Source organism: Nonomuraea salmonea (assembly GCF_042428605.1).
GTDB lineage: Bacteria > Actinomycetota > Actinomycetes > Streptosporangiales > Streptosporangiaceae > Nonomuraea > Nonomuraea salmonea.
Genome location: NZ_JBHMCF010000003.1, coordinates 518,536 through 535,761, shown reverse-complemented (window position 1 = coordinate 535,761; position 17,226 = coordinate 518,536). Strand labels below are relative to the sequence as shown.

Here is a 17,226-nt window from a genome sequence, read left to right as displayed (position 1 = left end):
GAGTGACCTTCGACGTAGTGATCAGCGGCGGCCGGGTGCTCGACGGCACGGGCGCCCCGCCGTTCCGCGCGGACGTGGCGATCTCGGGTGATCGCATCGCGACGGTCGGCAGGATCGACCCGGCAGGGGCGGGCGCGGTGATCGACGCGACCGGGCGCTTCGTGGCGCCGGGGTTCGTCGACTGCCACGCCCACGGTGACGCCGCCGTGTTCGATCCGGCGGTGCAGCGGGCGGCGTTGCGGCAGGGGGTGACGACGTTCGTGCTGGGCCAGGACGGGCTGTCGTTCGCGCCGGGCTCGGCGGCCACGGTGGCCTACGCCTCGCGTTACTTCGCCGCGGTCAACGGGGCGCTGACCGACGGGCCGCTGAGCGTGCGCGAGCTGCTCGACGGCTATGACGGGGCGGTGGCGCTGAACACCGCGTACCTGCTGCCGCACGGCACGATCCGCTACGACGTCATGGGCCCGTCGCCCGACAGGGCCGCGCCCGCCGACCTCGACGCGATGGTGCGCCGTGTCGAGCAGGGCCTGTCGGAGGGCGCGGTGGGGCTGTCCAGCGGCCTCGAATACCTGCCGGGCCGCTACGCCGACGCGGCGGAGCTGGCCGCGCTGTGCGCGCCGCTGGGCGGGCTCCCGTACGTCACCCACATGCGCGCCTACGGCCAGCGGGCCGAGACGGGCATGACGGAGGTGATGGAGATCGCCGAGCTGTCGGGGGCCGCGGTCCACGTCTCCCACCTGCACGGTCCCGCCGACGTGCTGCTGCCGCTGGTCGAGCAGGCGCTCGGCAAGGGCGTCGACCTCACCTTCGACACCTACCCCTACCTGCGCGGCAACACGATCCTGGCGATGGTCGTGCTGCCGCCGTCGGTGCCGGGCGCGGAGCCGGAAGCGGCGATGGAGATGATCGGCTCGGGCGTGCTGGACGACTGGTGGCCGACGCTGGACGCCGTCTGGCCGCGCCTGACCGTCTCGCACGCGCCGGGGCTGGAGTGGGCCGAGGGTCTGACGATGGTCGCGGCGGCCGAGCGGGCGGAGGTCCCGCCCGCGGAGTTCTGCCGGCGGCTGCTGACGGAGACGCGGCTGGAGGCGGGCGTGGTCACGGCCCGCCCCGACGAGGGGCCGCAGGGCGAGCAGTCCGTACGCCGCATGCTCCGCCACCCCTCGCAGACCGGCGGCTCCGACGGCATCTACGTGGGCGGCCACCCGCATCCGCGCGGCCACGGCGCGTTCGCCAGGTTCCTGGGCAGGCACGTCAGGGAGCTGGGCGACTGGACGTGGGAGCAGGCGGTGACGCACCTGTCGGCCCACCCGGCGCGCCGCTTCGGCCTGCTCGACCGGGGTTTGCTGCGGCAGGGCTGCGCGGCGGACGTCGTGGTGTTCGACCCGGCCACGGTGACCGACCTCGCCACCTACCCGGCGCCGCGCACGCTCGCCGAGGGTGTGGACGACGTGCTGGTCTCGGGCGTGCCCGTGCTGGCGCGCGGCGAGCTGACCGGGGCCACCCCCGGCCGGGCGCTGCGCCCGTGAGCGCGCGGCCGGAGAGCCTGGTTGGGATAGGGTCGGACCCGGACGAAGGGGGTGTGGTGCCGGCGATCCTCGGTCAGTCGGTCTTCGACGGCGGCGTCGAGTTTCCCGCGATGGTGGTGCACCGCGACGCGCTGGAGCACAACGTCGCCACGATGGCGGCCTTCGCCCGCGATCACGGCCTGGAGCTGGCGCCGCACGCCAAGACGCACATGTCGGCGGAGATCGCCGCGATGCAGCTGTCCGCCGGTGCGTGGGGGCTCACGGTGGCGACGCTGCGGCAGGCCGCGACCGTCAGGGGCTTCGGCGTGGGCCGCGTCATGGTGGCCAACCAGGTGGTCGATCCCGCGGGGCTCGCCTGGGCGGCGGCCGAGCTGGACCGCGACCCCGAGTTCGAGCTGCTGAGCTTCGCCGACTCCGAGGCGGGGCTCGACCTGCTCGCCGGGCACGCGGGGAGGCGGCCTTTCCGGGTGCTGGTCGAGCTGGGTCACGAGGGCGGCCGGGCCGGCTGCCGGTCGCTGGAGCGGCTGTTTGAGGTGGCCGCGTACGCGCAGCGCACCCCCGGCGTGGAGCTGGCCGGGGTGGCGGGCTACGAGGGCGGGCTGAAGAGCGCGGAAGACGTCCGGAAATATCTGGCGGCGCTGCAGGACGCCGTCGAGTACGTCCGGCTCAAGCGTCCCATCCTGACCGTCGGCGGCAGCCAGTGGTTCGACGTGATCGGCCGCGAGCTGGTCGCCACCCAGGCGCGGATCCTGCTGCGCAGCGGCGCGTACGTCACCCACGACGACGGCTTCTACCGCGAGCGCACCCCGTTCAACCGCATCGACGGCGAGCTGCGCCCGGCGCTGGAGGTGTGGGCGCACGTGCTGTCCACTCCCGAGCCCGGCCTGGCCATCGTCGGCATGGGCAAGCGCGACGCCCCCTACGACGAGGGCCTGCCGATCCCGCGCCGCGGCGGCGTCACCATCATGAAGATGCAGGACCAGCACACCGTGGTCCGCGCCGCCGGGCTCAAGCCGGGCGACCTGCTGGCCTTCGGCATCTCCCACCCCTGCACCGCCTTCGACAAGTGGCGCGTGCTGCCGCTGGTGGACCGGGATTACCGTGTCGTTGGCACGATACGCACCAACTTCTAGGGAGATCTCGTGAAAAAGGAGCTCAGGACCACAGAGGGCGCTGCCCCGGTCGGCGCCTACTCCCAGGGGCTCGTGGTCGGCGACTTCGTCTTCACCTCCGGCATGGGCCCGCTCGACCCCCACACCGGCGAACTCGTCGGCGACGACGTCGCCACCCAGACCCACCAGGTGATGCGCAACCTCGGCGCCATCCTCGCCGCCCACGGGCTCGGCTACGACGACGTCATCAAGGCCACCGTGCACCTCCAGCACGTCAAGCGCGACTTCGCCGCCTACAACGAGGTCTACAAGTCCTACTTCAACCAGCCCTACCCGGTGCGCACCACGGTGGGCTCCGAGCTGATGGACATCCTGGTCGAGATCGACTTCGTCGCGCACAAGAGCGCCTGAGGTGCGGCCGTGGACAGTTCGGTGTACGTCTTCGTCGAGGACCTGCGCGGCGAGGGCGTCGAGCGGGTGCTCGACAGGCTCAGCGGCTACGGCGTGTCCGGCGTCACCGTCGGCGCCGTCCACCACGCCTCACGCGACGTCACCCCCCACGGGCTGTCCCGGCTGACCCTGCGCCACGACGGCGCCCACTTCACGCCGCCGCCCGAGCTGTTCGACGGGCTGCGGCTGCGGCCCGTGCCCGGCTACACCGACGCGCTCGACGGGCTGGCCGAGGCGTGCGCGAAGCGGTCGATGAAGCTGCACGCCTGGACGGTCTTCCTGCGCAACGCCACCCTCGGCACCGCCCATCCCGACGTGACCGTACGCGACTGCTTCGGCGACCGCGGCTCGCTCACCGACCTGTGCCCGGCGCACCCCGACGTGCGCGACTACGCCGCGGCGCTGGCCAGGGCGGTGGCGCGGCTCGGGGCCGACAGCGTGGTGGCCGAGTCGCTGCACTTCAGGCCGCTCAAGCCGCAGCGCTCGTTCGTGCCGCTCGGGCCGATGGACGCCTACCTGTTCGGGCTCTGCTTCTGCGACTACTGCCTGCGCCGGGCCACCGACCTGGGCGTGGACGCCGAGGTGGCGCGGGAGGAGTGCGCCCGCATCGTGGGCGGCGTCTTCGACGGCGACCCTCCCGCGCAGGGCGAGGTCACCAGGGCGGCGCTCACCGCGTACGCGGGGCCCGACGTGGTGGCCTACGCCCGCGCCCGCTCCGAGACCGTCACCACGCTGGTCTCCGAGGTGGCGTCGGCGGTGGCCGGCGAGGGCTCGAAGCTGGTCTTCATCGACTCGACGGGGGCGGTCAAGGGATACACCGACGGGCTGCCCACCCCCGGCCTGGCCGCCCACGACGCCTGGCAGTTCGGCGTCGACCTGGTGGCGCTCGGCGACCTCGTGCCGGCGTTCGGGGTGCTGGCGTACGCGCGGGACGCGGCGCGGGTGGCCGACGACGTCGGCGCCTACCTGCGGTCCGTGGGCAAGGACCGCGAGGTGCGTGCGGTGCTGCGGCCCGGTCACCCCGACAGCGACTCCACCGACCGGCTGGTGGCCAAGGCGCGCGGGGCCAAGGCGGCGGGGGCGATGGCGGTCGACTTCTACGCGTACGGGCTGGTGCCGTACCCGGTGCTCGACCGCATCCCGTCCGCGCTGGCCGAAGCGCCCTGACCGGGCCTCAGTCGCCTGCCCGGCCCAGGGGCATGAGGGTCACGCGCGTCCGCGCCGGCGCACGCCGCGAGTCGGCCTGACCGGCGCGCGTTGCGGGGTCAGCCTGGCCGGTGCACGCCGTCGAGCACCAGGGCGACGGCTTGGGTGGCGAAGTCGTCGCCGACCTTCATGCCGCGCAGGACGGCCCGCATCCACACCGCCCCGGCCAGCAGGTCCATGATGAGCAGCGGGTCGGCGGAGCCGGGCAGCTCGCCCCTGCGCGCGGCCCGCTCGAAGACCGCGCGCTCCCTGGCGAACCGGTCGGCGAAGAACCGCCGCCCGTCCAGCTCGGGATGGCGTACGGCGGCGGCCAGCGCGGCCACCGCGATGTCGCTGCCCGGCGGCTCGGTCAGCAGCCGCCGCACCCCCTCGACCAGCGCGACCAGGTCACCCCGCAGGCTCCCTGTGTCGGGCACGGTGAAGCCCAGCACGTCGGACTCCACCAGCGCCGCCCCCAGCAGCGCCGCCTTCGACGGCCACCACCGGTAGATCGTGGTCTTGTTGACCCCCGACCGCTCGGCGACCCCCTCGACGGTCAGCCCGTCATAGCCCCGCTCGGCCACCAGCCGCAGCGTCGCGTCGAAGATCTCCCGCTGTTTCCTGGGCGCCATGGAGGTCATTCTCTCGCCGCGAACGCGGTGAGGACGCCCAGGCCCAGGTAGACGGTGCCGCTGACGTACTTCAGGGTCTTGGCGGCGCGGGTGAGGCGGCGGGCGAGGGCGCCGGCGGTGACGGCGTACAGGAGGTCGGAGATCAGGCCGAGCAGCAGCAGCGTGAGGCCGAACACCACGACCTGGAGTGCGGGCGAGCCCGCGTCCGGGTCCACGAAGTGCGGCAGGAACGCCAGGAAGAACAGCGCCACCTTCGGGTTCAGCACGTTGACCAGCACGCCTTCGAGGAACACCTTGCGCAGCGGCTGCGGCTCAGGCGGGCCGGCCTGCTGGTCCTTGGCGGTGAACGCGCGGATGCCCAGGTAGACGAGGTAGGCGACGCCGGCCCACTTGACGACGGCGAACAGCGTGGCGGACTGCGCGATGACGTACGACAGGCCCAGCGCGGCGGCCGCGATGTGCACGAGCGTGCCGGCCTCCACACCGAACGCGCTGGCCAGGCCGGCCGCCCGGCCTTGGGAGAGGCCGCGCGCGGTGATGTAGAGGTGGTTGGGGCCGGGGATGAGGACCAGGGCGAGGCTGGCCGTCACGAAGATGGCGAACGTGGAGGGAGCTATCACGGAAGAGCAATCTAGGCCGGGTTTGGTCCGTCCAGGAGGGCCAATCCCGTGGGGGTTCCGTGGACCAATCTGTTGTCGGGCGAGCGTGGCATAGTTTGCAGACGTGAATGGTCTACTCGTCGGGCGCTCTGCTGAGCTGGCCGGACTCCTGCGGGCGCTGAGCTCCGCCGCCGATGGCGTGGCCGGCGTGGCGCTCGTCGGTGGAGACGCCGGCATCGGCAAGACCCGGCTCGCCGCCGAGCTGGCCGCCGAGGCCCGCACGCGCGGCTTCAACGTCCTGGTCGGCCAGTGCGCCGAGCTGGGCGACGCGCTGCCCTACCTGCCGCTGGCCGACGCGCTGCGCGGCGCCGAGCCCGCCGTGCGCGAGGCCGCCGCCGCCCATCCCATGCTGGGCCAGCTGCTGCCCGGCACGGAGAGCGCGCCGTCCGCCGGGCTCACCCAGCAGCGGCTGTTCGGCTCGCTGCTCGGGCTGCTGGCCGACGTGCAGCCGGTGCTGTTCGTCATCGAGGACCTCCACTGGGCCGACCGCTCCACCCGTGACCTGCTGGTCTTCCTCAGCCGCATGCTGCAGAGCGAGCGGGTCTGCGTGGTCGGCACCTACCGCACCGACGACCTGCACCGCCGCCACCCGCTCAGGCCCGTCCTCGCCGAGCTCAAGCGGCTGCCCACGGTGACGAGCGTGGAGCTGGGGCCGCTGGGCGCGGGCGAGATGGCCGACTACGTCGCCACGCTGGGCGAGATCGACGCACAGAGCCTCGGGCTCGTCGTCTCCCGCGCCGACGGCAACCCGTTCTACGCCGAGGAGCTCCACGCCGCCATGGCCGAGGGCGACAGCCTGCCCGACGAGCTGGCCAGCCTGCTGCTGTCCAGGGTCGAGGTGCTGTCGGAGGCCGGGCAGCAGGTGCTGCGGGCCGCCGCCGTGGCCGGCCGCCGGGTCGAGGACGACCTGCTGCGCGAGGTGTCGGGGCTGCCGCTCGCCGAGTTCGAGGAGGCGGTCAGGGAGATCGTCTCGCGCGGCCTGCTCAAAGTGCGCGGCCACGGCTACGCCTTCCGCCACGCCCTGCTCCAGGAGGCCGTCTACACCGACCTGCTGCCGGGCGAGCGCACCCGGCTGCACGCCGCGTTCGCCCGGCTGCTCACCTCGCCGGCCGAGCTGGCCCACCACCACCTGGCCAGCCACGACCTGGCGGGCGCGTTCGCCGCCTCGATCGAGGCGGGCAGGGCGGCCGAGCGGGTCGGCGCGCCCGCAGAGGCCCACAGCCACTACGACCGCGCGCTGTCCCTGTGGGAGCGGGTCGACGACGCCGCGCGGCTGGCCGGGACGAGCCGGGCCGAGCTGGCCTTCCGCAGCGCGGTCATGGCCGCCGACAGCGGCGACAAGCACCGCGCCGTGGCGCAACTCCGGGTGCTGCCGCAGACGTCCGAGGTGAGCGAGCGGCTCGCCTACTACCTCTACGAGACGGACGACGAGGCCGCCGCGGCCGAGGTGGCCGAGCGCGCGGTCGAGAGCGCGGACGAGCCGGCGGCGCTCTCCCGCGCCATGGCCACCCACGCCCGCACGCTGCTGTGGGGCCCGCGCCACCAGGAGGTCGAAGAGCTGGCCACGAAGGCGCTCGAGCTGGCCCGCACGGCCGGCGCCAGAGACGCCGAGGTCGGGGCGCTGCTCACGCTGGCCACGTCCGTCGAGCTGCGCGGCGACATGCACCGCGCGCACGAGCTGGTCGAGAAGGCCATGGCAGGGCCCACCGGCGACCTCGCGATGGACCTGCGGGCCCGCTTCCACCACGCCCGCATCCACTACGAGCAGGGCGTGCTCGAACACGCCGCCGAGGTGGCCGACGACGGCATCCGCCTGGCCTCCGACGCCGGGCTCATGTGGAGCACCTACGGCACCGACCTGCGGTTCCTGCGCTTCCTCATCCACTACGTCGCCGGCGAGTGGGACGCGGCGGAGACGATGGCGGCCGGGTTCGGCGCCAGGGTGGGCACGGTGCCGGAGGCGATCCTGTCGTCGTTCGCGCTGTTCGTCGAGGTGGCACGCGGCCTGCCCGTGGTCGAGTCGCGGCTGAGCTGGCTGCGGCCGTTCTGGTCCGACCCGCTCGCCTCCTACATGTCGCGGGGGCTCGCGGCCGAGCACGCGCTGTGGCACGGCGACCCCGCAACGGCGCTCGACCACGTACGCGCGGTTCTCGCGGCGCAGGTGCCCGGCGATTCGGGCAACGTCCGCATGGCCGCCATCGGCCTGTGGGCCCTGGCCGAGCTCGGCACCACCGAGGGCGCCGACGAGCTGCGCGCCCAGGCCAGGCTGGCCGTCGAGTCAGGCCCCACCGGCGCAGGCGGCCACCTCGGGCCCGAGGGTCGCGCGTGGGCGCTGCGCGTCGAGGCCGAGTGGCACCGCGTGCACGGCCGGCTCGACGTCGAGCTGTGCCGGCGGGTGACCGAGGCGTTCGGCTACGGCTTCGTCTACGAGGCCGCGCGGGCCCGCTGGCGGCTGGCCGAGGCGCTGCTCGCGGCGGGCGAGCGCCACGCGGCCCAGGCGGAGTGGGAGCAGGCCAGGGAGGCGGCGGGCAAGCTGCGGGCCGTGCCGCTGGAGAGCGCGCTGCTCGACTTCGGGCGCCGCGCCCGCTTCGGCTCATCCGGCGGGCAGACCTCCGTCCCGCAGGGTGAGCTGACGGCCCGGGAGGCCGAGGTGCTGCGGCTGGTGGCCGAGGGGCTGACCAACAGGGAGATCGCCGAGCGGCTGTTCATCGCCCAGAAGACGGTCAGCGTCCACGTGTCCAACATCCTCGGCAAGCTCGGCGTCTCCACCCGCACCCAGGCCGCCGCCACCGCCCGCCGCCTCGGCCTGCTGCCCTAGACGGTCACCCGCCCAGTGCCGCGCGCTGCTCCGGGGTGAGCGGGCGGGTCGGCACACCGCGCAGGAGGAGGAAGAGCTTGGCGGTCTCCTCCAGCTCCTCCACGGCGTCCAGGGCCGCGCCGAGGCTCGCGCCCGCGACGATCGGGCCGTGGTTGCTCAGCAGCAGCGCCCGGTGCGTGCGCGCCTTCTCCTCCGCTGCCGGGCCCAGCGCCGCGTCGCCCGGCGCGTAGTAGGGCAGCAGCGGCAGCCGGCCGACCCGCATCGCGAAGTACGCGGTCAGCGGCGGCAGCGCGTCGTCCCGGTCGAGGCCGTCCATGCAGGACACGGCGGCCGCGTACGTGGAGTGCGTGTGCACCACCGCCTGCGCGTCCGGCCTGGCCCGCAGCAGCGCGGCGTGCAGGAACGCCTCCTTCGACGGCTTCGGCCCGCCCACGTGCGCGCCGGTCAGGTCGATCAGCGACAGGTCGGCGGCCTCGACCGTGCCCAGGCTGGAGCCGGTGGGGGTGACGAGGACGCGGTCGCCGACGCGTACGGACAGGTTGCCGGTGCTGCCGTGGGTCAGGCCGCGCGCGAACAGCGAGCGGGCGGCGGCCACGATGCTCAGGCGTTCATTCTCGAAGGTCATCGGGACGCCTCCAGCAGCAGGCCGGGCTCGCCGAAGTTGCCGGACTTCAGCAGCAGCGAGAAACCGTTCGGGGTGTGGATCCACGGCACGCCGCGCGCCGCCTCCGCGCCGATCACGCCGCCCGGCACGCCGAGCGCGCTCACCACGGCGCCCGAGGTCTCGCCCCCGGCCGAGATCACCCGGGTGACACCCCGCTCCACCAGGCCGCGGGCGACGGCGCCGAGCGCCTGCTCCAGGATGCCGGCCGAGCGTTCCGTGCCGAGCGCCTGCTGCACGCGGCGCAGCGCCACCGGCTCCAGCGAGGAGTAGATGAGGGGCGCGCCCGTGCCGGGCGGCAGCCGGTCGTACCAGGCCAGGGCGCCGCGGGCCAGCGAGGCGGGGTCGCGGTCGGCCAGCGCGTCCAGCCGGTACGCCGGCCTGCCCGCCTCGATCATGACGGCGACCTGCTCCAGCGTACGGGCCGAGCAACTGCCGGCGAGCACCGCGGCCGGCCCGAAAGGATCAGGCGCGGGCGGCTCGCCGCCCTCGGCCCGCGCGTGCGCCGCCGCCAGCCCGCCGGCCAGGCCCGCCGCGCCCGCCACCAGCCGCGCCCCCGCCAGCGCCCGCCCCGACACCTCCAGGTCGGAGTCCTCCAGGGCGTCCACGAAGACGTAGCGCACGCCGTGCTCGCGCAGCTCGGCCAGCCGCTGCTCGACCGCGTGGCCGCGTACCTGGCCGAGCGTCACCACCCCCGACCGGTACGCGCTCTGCGCCTCCAGCAGCCGCGGCAGGTACGAGTCGGTCATCGGCGTGAGCGGATGGTCGCGCATGTGCGACTCGCCCAGCAGCACGTCACCGACGAACAGGTAGCCGTTGTACTGCGTGCGGCCGTGCTCGGGCGAGCTGGGCGTCATCGCGACCAGCGGCACGTCCATGGCGTCGGCCAGCGCGTCCAGCACCGGCCCGATGTTGCCGTCGCGGGTGGAGTCGAACGTCGAGCAGTACTTGAAGTAGACCTGCCGCGCCGCGCCGTGCGCCCGCAGCCACCGCAGCGCGCGCAGCGACCGCGCCACCGCGTCGGCCTTGGGGATCGTACGGGTCTTCAGCGCGATCACGACGGCGTCGTGCTCGGGCGGCTCGCTGCCCTGGGGCGGCAGCCCGAAGTAAAGGACGGTACGCAGGCCACGGCGGCGCATCGCCACGGCCACGTCGGTGGCGCCGGTGAAGTCGTCGGCGATGGCGCCGATCATGGACGCCCCTCGGTGCGGGGGAGGTGGTCGAACATGAAGCCGACGTTATCGGCGCGAAAGTGGATCTATGACGACGGGGCGGAGTCGTCAGCTCGTGATCGTGGCGTCACGGATCCTGAAGTAGGACGTGTGGTCGGTCTGCAGGTACGCGTGGAAGCCCGGCGCCTTCTCCCCGGCCGTCTTGTCGGCGGTGACGATGGTCACCACCACGTACTTCCTGGACGCGCCCGAGAGGATCTTGCCGTACACGTAGTCGGAGTGCGCCTTGTCCTGGCGCCACGTGACCGCGTCCGACGAGAGCTTCGACAGGCGGTCGGCGGTGGTCTTCGCGGCCTGGTCGCTGGGGAACTCCATGATCAGCTGGACCGCCTTGAGGTGGCCGCTGTAGGCCGAGTACGCGAGCTGGACCGCGCGCTCGCACTTGTTCTTGCGCAGGACGCCGCCCTTGCCGTCCACCGGGGTGCACGTGTCGTAGGTCCAGCCGGCGACCTTGTTCGCCCTGAACTTGACCGTGCCCATCGCGAAGTTCCAGTCGTCGAACTCGTCGTCGGTGATGGGGGAGCCGGGCTGGACCTGCCTCTTGGACGAGGTCGTGGTGGGGGACGGGGACGGGCCGGGCGTCTTCTCCTCGGTCTTCGAGGGCTTCGGGGTGGACGAGGTCGTGGGCAGAGCCACCTTGTCGGCGGGGTTGTCGCGGTTCAGGTAGAGGTAGGTGCCGATGCCGGCCAGAGCCAGCACGATGAGGCTGACCAGGCTCAGGACGGCGATGAGGACGCCCTTGCCGCTGCTCGAACCGGCTGGAGGGCCGTAGGGAGGCCCGCCCTGGCCGTAGGGCGGCTGGCCGTAGCCCTGCTGCTGGTAGGCGGGCTGGGTGTAGGCGCCCTGGTTGTGACCGGGCTGCGTGGCACCCGGGCCGGGCTGCCCATAACCCTGCTGCTGGCCGTAGCCCTGCTGCCCGTAGCCCTGCTGGCCGTAGCCGGGCTGGCCGTGATCAGGCTGGGGCCGGCCATGGCCCGGCTGGGGGCCGTCCTGCGGTGGCCGGCCCTGACCCTGGCCCTGCGGGGGGCCGTAGGGCGACTGGCCGTACTCCGGCTGGCCCGGCTGGCCCGGCTGGTTCGGGTGGGGTGGGCCGTAGGGCTGTGGGGGGCCGTACCCTTGCGGCGCGCCCTGGCCTGGCGCGCCGCCCCACGGGCCAGGCTGTGGGGGCTGCGGCTGCGGAGGGTATGCCATCCCCCCATTGTGGGGCAGCCCCTCACCTTCTGCCCCAAAGACCCCACCAATTGTGATGCCACGGCATGCTTTGGTCGGCGCGGCAGGCGACCAAGGTCGGATGCCAGGGGCGAACGCCGAAATCTAGCGTCGCCAGGTATGACGGACGTGAGCACCCCGACCACCCGCCGAGTCCATGAGGTGGACGTCGTACGCGGGTTCGCCCTCGCGGGCATCCTGGTCGCCAACATCGGCTACTTCTCCGATCCCGGCTACGCCCAGTCAGGCACCATGCCGATCCCCGACGGTCCGGTGGCCTCGGCCATCACCGCGCTGGTGCTGACGAAGTTCTACATCATCTTCTCGTTCCTGTTCGGGTACTCGTTCACGCTCCAGATGCGCGCGGCCGAGCGGGCGGGCGCGAGCGTGACGGCGCGGACCGTGCGCAGGTGCCTAGCACTGCTGGTGATCGGCGTGCTGCACGGGATCCTGCTGTGGGTGGGCGACATCCTCACCCTGTACGCCGTACTCGGCCTGATCCTGCTGGCCCTGCGCGGCATCAAGCCGCGGACGGCCGTGATCATCGGATCGGTCGTCATAGGCGTGCCCACCCTGCTGATGGGTGCGCTGGCGGCGCTGTCCACCGTCGATCCCGCGGCCGGCGAGCCGTCCGCGGCCGACCCCGGGGTGGCCGAGCGCGCGCTCGCGCTGGCCACCGGCGGCCCGCTCGACTTCCTGACCCTGCAGCTCGAAACCTATCCGGCGCTGGTCGCGCTCATCTGGGCGTTCCAGGGACCGGTGGCGATGGCGATGTTCCTGTTCGGCCTGGCGGCGGGCAAGGCGCGGCTGCTGGAGGAGACCGACCGCTGGTGGCACCTGCTGCCACGCGTCCAGGCCGTGGGCTTCGGCGTGGGCCTGCCTGGCGGCGTGCTGCTCGCCTGGACGGCGAACGAGCCGGGCCCGCTGGAGCTGGTGGGCACCACCACGAACTTCCTCACCTCGATCCTGCTGGCCGCCGCGTACGTCGCCACCCTGCTCAGGACCGTGCGGCGCTTCCCCGCCGTCGGCCGCGCGCTGGCGCCGGCCGGACGCGTGGCGGCCTCGAACTACGTCGGCCAGTCGCTGCTGGCCTGCCTGATCTTCACCGGGTACGGCCTGTCGCTCGCGGGCACGCTGCCGCCGATCGCCGTGATGGGCATCGCCCTGGTGATGTACTCGGTGCTGCTCTGGGCGAGCGCCCGCTGGCTGCGCACCCACCACTACGGCCCCGTCGAGTACGTCCTACGCCGCGTCACCACCTGGAGCTAGCGCCTGGCGGCGGAACCTGCCTGGCGCGACGCCGTACTCGCGCTTGAAGGCGTTGCCGAACGCGAACTCCGAGCCGTAACCGACCCGCTCGGCCACCTCGGAGACCGGCGCGTCCGACTCGAGCAGCAGCCGCGCCGCCGTCGCGAGCCGCCACGACGTCAGGTACGCCAGCGGCGGCGTCCCCACCAGCTCGGTGAAGCGGCGGGCGAAGCCGGCCCGCGACAGGCCCGCCTGGGCGCCGAGCGACTCGACGGTCCAGCGGCGGTCGGGGGCGCGGTGCATGGCGTCGAGCGCGGGCCCGATGGCCGGGTCGGAGAGCGCGGCGGCCCAGCCTCCGCACGTGCAGAGCTCGTCGGAGCTGAACCAGGCGCGCAGGACGTAGAGCTGCACGGCGTCGAGCAGGGAGGTCACGATCGTGTCGGCGCCTGGGCGCGGGTTGTCGATCTCGCCGGCCAGCAGCTCGACGGCCGCGCGCAGCTCGGGGTGGCAGCCGAGGGTCGCGGGCAGGTGGATCACGGGCGGCAGCGAACGCAGGATGGGGTGCGACACGCGGGGATGCAGCCGGTAGCCGCAGGTCAAGGTGACGGTCTCGGCGCCCGAGCCGCCCACGCCCGCCGAGGCGAACAGCTCGGGATCGTCATGGCTGCAGCCGACGGGCGGCGGCAGGGGCTCGTCCGGGTCGTCGGCCAGCCCGTACGCGTCGCCGTGCGGCAGGAACAGCACGTCGCCGACGCTGAGCGGGACGGGCTCGCCCGTGCTCGGGACGAACCAGCAGGAACCGCGCAGCACGATGTGGAAGCTGGCCGAGCCGGGGGCCGAAGGGAACGCGTGGCTCCAGGGGGCGCGCCAGGAGATGCGGGCCGAGATCGGGCGGCCGGTCCGCATGAGGGCGACGACGTCGCTCAGGAGATCCATGCATGCAGTCTAAGGGCGTAGACGCTGACGTATAAAACGTGGACACCAGCGCATTCACCATCTCAGGCCCAGTGCCTACGGTGGTCAGCGGACTGAAAACCGTGTTTCGGAAGGATCGTTGACATGCCGAAGGTGGGCATCATTTTGGGCAGCACCCGTCCCGGACGCAACGGCGAGGCGGTGGCGCGCTGGGTGCACGAGCTGGCGGCCAAGCGCGGCGACGCCGACTACCAGGTGCTCGATCTGCAGGACTACGACCTGCGTCACCTGGACGAGCCGACCCCCGCGGCCGCCGGGGTCTACCACCACGACCACACCAAGAGCTGGGCGGCGGCCGTGGCGCCGCTGGACGCGTTCGTGTTCGTGACGCCCGAGTACAACCACTCGATCCCCGGCGCGCTGAAGGACGCGATCGACTTCCTGTACGAGGAGTGGGCGAACAAGGCGGCCGGGTTCGTCAGCTATGGGGTGGACGGTGGGGTGCGGTCCGTCGGCCACCTGCGGGACATCCTGTCCACGGTGCGGGTGGCGACCGTGCAGATGCACGTCGCGCTCTCGGTCGCCACCGACTTCGAGAACTTCTCCGACTTCAGGCCCGCCGCCGCGCACGAGGAACGGCTGAACACCATGCTCGACCAGCTGCTGGAGTGGGGAGCCGCGCTGCAGCCGCTGAGAGGATGACCCAAAAGAGGTATTTCTCCGGACAGTTGCCCCCTCTACGAGAGCACGATCCTGAGCACGGGACCGCGCCCTCACGAGCCGGGGCGACCGCGCCCGCCCACAGGATCACCGTGGCCCCCGCCGGGCCGGGCGCGGTCTAGCTGCGGGACAACGTCTCGCCCGGCGGGCACACGACACGTCACCTCCCGCACCTCAGCGGCGGCCGTCTTTGTGGTTGAGACGCATCGCACAGCCTGAACTGTTCACCCTGGGTTGCACAGTTCAGGCTGTCCTTTTTAGGGTGAAAAGGTGATGGATGAGGACGAAGCACTTCTGGCGACGCGGGCCGCGACCGAGACCTGGGTGGTGCTGGGCCGGCTGCGCCGCAGGCTGGAGTCCCTGCCGTCGGAGGGCGGGCTGTCCCCGGCGCAGGCGTCCGTGCTCACCCGGCTCAGCAAGCACGGCCCCGCCTCCGCCAGCGAACTCGCCGCCGCGGAACGCGTCAGGCCGCAGTCGATGGCCAAGGTCGTCGTCTCGCTGGAGCAGGCCGGGCTGGTCGAACGCAACCCCGACCCCGAGGACGGCCGCCGCCAGGTCATCACGCTGACCGAGCAGGGCGCGGCCCGCCGCCAGGGCGACCGCGAGGCCCGCCAGGCCTGGCTCGCCGCGACCCTGCGCGAGCGGGGCAGCGAGGAGCAGATCCGCGCGGTGATCACAGCCATGGCCCTCCTGGACGAGGTCGCACACTCGTGACCCGCCCCACCGACTGGCTACGCCGCCGCCGACCCCAGGAGCCGCCGGGCGGGGGCGCCGGGTGGGTGCGGTGGCGCAGGTCGCCGGGCGGCGGTGCCGGGTGGGTGCTGCCGTGGCGTCGGTCGCCGGGGGTGCCGGGCGGGGATGACGAAGACCATGCTCAGGGGTTTGATCGGCGGCTCATCGCGCCGATGATCCTCGGGTCGATCCTGAATCCGATCAACTCCTCGATGCTCGCGGTCGCGCTGATCCCGATCGGCGCGGCGTTCGGGGCGCCGCCGTCGGAGACGGCGTGGCTGGTGTCCGGGCTCTACCTGGCCACCGCCGTCGGGCAGCCGGTGATCGGGCGGCTGGTGGACATGTACGGCCCGCGCCTGCTCTACCTGCTGGGCACGGCGCTGGTCGGCATCGCGGGGGCGATGGCGTTGTTCGCGCCCGACCTCGGCCTGCTGATCGTCTCCCGGGTGCTGCTCGGCTTCGGCACGTGTGCCGCGTACCCGGCCTCGATGTTCCTGCTGCGCAGCGAGGCCGAGCGCACCGGGATGCGCAACCCCGGCGGCGTGCTGGCGCTGCTGTCCATCTCCAACCAGGTCATCGCGGTCGTCGGGCCGACGTTCGGCGGGCTGCTGATCGGGCTGGGCGGCTGGCACCTCATCTTCGCCGTCAACGTGCCGCTGGCCCTCGCCTGCCTGGTCCTGGGCGCGCTGCGGCTGCCCCGCCGCTCCACCGTACGCACCCAGGCGGGCGGGGGCGTGGACCTGCCGGGGATGCTGACGTTCGCCGGCATGCTCACCGCGTTCATGCTGTTCCTGATGGAGCCGGGCGTCGGCCACCTCTACCTGGTCGGGGTCGGAGCCGTGCTGGGCGCCGCGTTCGCCTGGTGGGAGCTGCGACGCCCGGAGCCGTTCATCGACCTGCGGGTGCTGCGGGGCAACGCCGCGCTGCTGGCCACGTACGGACGCCAGGTGCTGGCCTTCACCACCAGCTACGCCTTCCTCTACGGCTTCAGCCAGTGGCTGGAGGAGAGCCGCGAGCTGAGCCCGTCGCAGGCGGGCCTGCTCCTGCTGCCCCTGTCGGTGACCGCGATCATCGCCACCGCCATCGCCAGCAGGAACGCGAGGGTGCGCGGCAAGCTCGTGATCGGTGCCGCCGTCCAGGTGGTGGGCTGCGTCTCCATGCTGAGCCTGCACGCCACGAGCCCGGTCTGGCTGCTCGTGCTCATCGGCGGCGTCCTCGGCATCTCCCAGGGCCTGATCGGCCTCGGCAACCAGAACGCGCTGTACGCCCAGGCCGACCCCGACCGCATGGGCTCGTCCGCCGGGCTGCTGCGCACCTTCATGTACATCGGCGCGCTGCTGGCCGCCGCCGCCAACGCCACCTTCTTTCGCGACGGCGCCACGACCGCAGGGCTGCACGGCCTGAGCGTGCTGCTCGCGGTGGTCGCCGTCCTGCTGCTCGCACTCACCCTCGCCGACCGGTCGTTGCGCCGCGTCGGCACCGCGGAAAGGTAACCATCATGGCCGTCACCACCCTCGACCCGCGTACCGCGCTGGTCGTCATCGATCTGCAGCAGGGCGTCCTCGCGCTGCCCGGCACCCCGTACAGCGGGGCCGACGTGCTGGCGCGCACGGTCGAGCTGGCCGAGGCGTTCCGTGCGAACAAGCTGCCGGTCGTCCTGGTACGCGTGTCCGTCGCGGCCGACGGCTCCGACGCCGCCCCGGGCCGTACGGAGGCGGGCGGCGCCACCGGCCCGCGACCGGAGGGCTGGGACGAGCTGGCCCCCGAGCTGACCCGCCCTGATGACGTGGTGGTGACCAAGCGGAACTGGGGCGCCTTCTACGGCACCGACCTCGACCTGCAGCTCCGCCGCCGGGGCGTGACGCAGATCGTGCTCACGGGCGTGGCCACGAGCATCGGCGTGGAGTCGACGGCGCGGGCGGCGTACGAGCACGGCTACCACGTCACGCTGGCCGTGGACGCGATGACCGACCTGAACGCCGACGCCCACCGCAACAGCGTGGAGCGCGTCTTCCCCCGCCTGGGCGAGACGGGCACCACGGCCGACATCCTCGCCCTCCTGGCGAAGACCGGCTGAAGAGCCGGGCCGCCGCCCTTCGTGAGGGCGGCGGCGGCGAGAACCCG

Annotated in this window: 16 protein-coding genes; 10 read left to right on the top strand and 6 right to left on the bottom strand. The window is 73.2% G+C overall.

The features are described from left to right. The first annotated feature begins 2 nt into the window (after nt 1-2). From ACFFR3_RS03640 to ACFFR3_RS03625, 4 genes are read left to right on the top strand one after another with little or no spacing between them, the layout of a single operon-like run. Entirely contained in the window at nt 3-1,529 is a 1,527-nt protein-coding gene (locus ACFFR3_RS03640; protein WP_379482587.1) for an N-acyl-D-amino-acid deacylase family protein, read from the top strand. A 56-nt stretch (nt 1,530-1,585) separates the two neighbouring features. Next, on the top strand, nt 1,586-2,662 hold the full coding sequence (locus ACFFR3_RS03635) for an alanine racemase (RefSeq protein WP_379482586.1): 1,077 nt from the start codon (nt 1,586-1,588) through the stop codon (nt 2,660-2,662). Nucleotides 2,663-2,671: 9 nt separating this feature from the next. Next, entirely contained in the window at nt 2,672-3,052 is a 381-nt protein-coding gene (locus ACFFR3_RS03630; RefSeq protein WP_364365512.1) for a RidA family protein, read from the top strand. A 9-nt stretch (nt 3,053-3,061) separates the two neighbouring features. After that, the gene (locus tag ACFFR3_RS03625; protein ID WP_345396872.1) at nt 3,062-4,258 is read left to right on the top strand and encodes a hypothetical protein; all 1,197 of its coding nucleotides are present in this window, start codon (nt 3,062-3,064) and stop codon (nt 4,256-4,258) included. A 98-nt stretch (nt 4,259-4,356) separates the two neighbouring features. Here the strand turns inward: ACFFR3_RS03625 and ACFFR3_RS03620 are convergent, their stop codons facing one another. Together ACFFR3_RS03620 and ACFFR3_RS03615 are read right to left on the bottom strand one after the other, a co-directional pair. Then, nucleotides 4,357-4,908 carry a TetR/AcrR family transcriptional regulator gene (locus ACFFR3_RS03620; protein ID WP_379482585.1) on the bottom strand — a complete coding sequence of 184 codons (552 nt, stop codon included), beginning with the start codon at nt 4,906-4,908 and terminating at the stop codon, nt 4,357-4,359. A 5-nt stretch (nt 4,909-4,913) separates the two neighbouring features. Beyond that, a complete protein-coding gene (locus ACFFR3_RS03615) occupies nt 4,914-5,528 on the bottom strand; it encodes a LysE family translocator (protein ID WP_364365519.1) in 615 nt (204 codons plus the stop codon). A 103-nt stretch (nt 5,529-5,631) separates the two neighbouring features. On the opposite strand from ACFFR3_RS03615, the gene ACFFR3_RS03610 reads away from it, so the two are divergent. Further along, a complete protein-coding gene (locus ACFFR3_RS03610) occupies nt 5,632-8,385 on the top strand; it encodes a helix-turn-helix transcriptional regulator (RefSeq protein ID WP_345396884.1) in 2,754 nt (917 codons plus the stop codon). A gap of 4 nt (nt 8,386-8,389) precedes the next feature. Here the strand turns inward: ACFFR3_RS03610 and otnC are convergent, their stop codons facing one another. From otnC to ACFFR3_RS03595, 3 genes are all read right to left on the bottom strand, one after another. Continuing rightward, nucleotides 8,390-9,010, bottom strand: a complete 621-nt coding sequence (gene otnC / locus ACFFR3_RS03605) for a 3-oxo-tetronate 4-phosphate decarboxylase (protein WP_364365524.1) — start codon at nt 9,008-9,010, stop codon at nt 8,390-8,392. After that, nucleotides 9,007-10,239 (bottom strand): 3-oxo-tetronate kinase, encoded by a 1,233-nt coding sequence (gene otnK, locus ACFFR3_RS03600; protein ID WP_364365526.1) that lies wholly within the window; start codon nt 10,237-10,239, stop codon nt 9,007-9,009. Before otnK ends, otnC begins: the two co-directional genes overlap by 4 nt. Nucleotides 10,240-10,326: 87 nt before the next feature. Then, a complete protein-coding gene (locus ACFFR3_RS03595) occupies nt 10,327-11,469 on the bottom strand; it encodes a hypothetical protein (protein ID WP_379482584.1) in 1,143 nt (380 codons plus the stop codon). Nucleotides 11,470-11,607: 138 nt separating this feature from the next. Here ACFFR3_RS03595 and ACFFR3_RS03590 point away from each other — a divergent pair, with 138 nt between their 5' ends. Beyond that, entirely contained in the window at nt 11,608-12,756 is a 1,149-nt protein-coding gene (locus tag ACFFR3_RS03590; RefSeq protein WP_364365531.1) for a DUF418 domain-containing protein, read from the top strand. On the opposite strand, the gene ACFFR3_RS03585 is transcribed toward ACFFR3_RS03590, so the two are convergent. After that, complete coding sequence (locus ACFFR3_RS03585; RefSeq protein ID WP_364365534.1) at nt 12,730-13,671, bottom strand: AraC family transcriptional regulator; 942 nt, start codon at nt 13,669-13,671, stop codon at nt 12,730-12,732. The two genes, ACFFR3_RS03590 and ACFFR3_RS03585, sit on opposite strands and share 27 nt — an antisense overlap. A 123-nt stretch (nt 13,672-13,794) precedes the next feature. Here ACFFR3_RS03585 and ACFFR3_RS03580 point away from each other — a divergent pair, with 123 nt between their 5' ends. The 4 genes from ACFFR3_RS03580 (at nt 13,795) to ACFFR3_RS03565 (ending at nt 17,179) form a co-directional block, all read left to right on the top strand. Beyond that, nucleotides 13,795-14,352: an NADPH-dependent FMN reductase gene (locus ACFFR3_RS03580; RefSeq protein WP_345396901.1), complete on the top strand. Its 558-nt coding sequence runs from the start codon at nt 13,795-13,797 to the stop codon at nt 14,350-14,352. Nucleotides 14,353-14,643: 291 nt separating this feature from the next. Further along, nucleotides 14,644-15,084: a MarR family winged helix-turn-helix transcriptional regulator gene (locus ACFFR3_RS03575; protein ID WP_345396904.1), complete on the top strand. Its 441-nt coding sequence runs from the start codon at nt 14,644-14,646 to the stop codon at nt 15,082-15,084. Then, on the top strand, nt 15,081-16,595 hold the full coding sequence (locus ACFFR3_RS03570) for an MFS transporter (protein WP_379482583.1): 1,515 nt from the start codon (nt 15,081-15,083) through the stop codon (nt 16,593-16,595). Before ACFFR3_RS03575 ends, ACFFR3_RS03570 begins: the two co-directional genes overlap by 4 nt. 5 nt (nt 16,596-16,600) lie before the next feature. Then, on the top strand, nt 16,601-17,179 hold the full coding sequence (locus ACFFR3_RS03565) for a hydrolase (protein WP_345396916.1): 579 nt from the start codon (nt 16,601-16,603) through the stop codon (nt 17,177-17,179). The last annotated feature ends 47 nt before the right edge of the window (nt 17,180-17,226 follow it).

Coding starts and splice junctions, on each gene's coding strand:
- ACFFR3_RS03590 (WP_364365531.1), top strand. CDS start 11,608: ATGACGGACGTGAGCACCCCGACCACCCGCCGAGTCCATGAGGTGGAC.
- ACFFR3_RS03575 (WP_345396904.1), top strand. CDS start 14,644: ATGGATGAGGACGAAGCACTTCTGGCGACGCGGGCCGCGACCGAGACC.
- ACFFR3_RS03565 (WP_345396916.1), top strand. CDS start 16,601: ATGGCCGTCACCACCCTCGACCCGCGTACCGCGCTGGTCGTCATCGAT.
- ACFFR3_RS03595 (WP_379482584.1), bottom strand. CDS start 11,469: ATGGCATACCCTCCGCAGCCGCAGCCCCCACAGCCTGGCCCGTGGGGC.
- otnK (WP_364365526.1), bottom strand. CDS start 10,239: ATGATCGGCGCCATCGCCGACGACTTCACCGGCGCCACCGACGTGGCC.
- ACFFR3_RS03580 (WP_345396901.1), top strand. CDS start 13,795: ATGCCGAAGGTGGGCATCATTTTGGGCAGCACCCGTCCCGGACGCAAC.
- otnC (WP_364365524.1), bottom strand. CDS start 9,010: ATGACCTTCGAGAATGAACGCCTGAGCATCGTGGCCGCCGCCCGCTCG.
- ACFFR3_RS03585 (WP_364365534.1), bottom strand. CDS start 13,671: ATGGATCTCCTGAGCGACGTCGTCGCCCTCATGCGGACCGGCCGCCCG.
- ACFFR3_RS03620 (WP_379482585.1), bottom strand. CDS start 4,908: ATGGCGCCCAGGAAACAGCGGGAGATCTTCGACGCGACGCTGCGGCTG.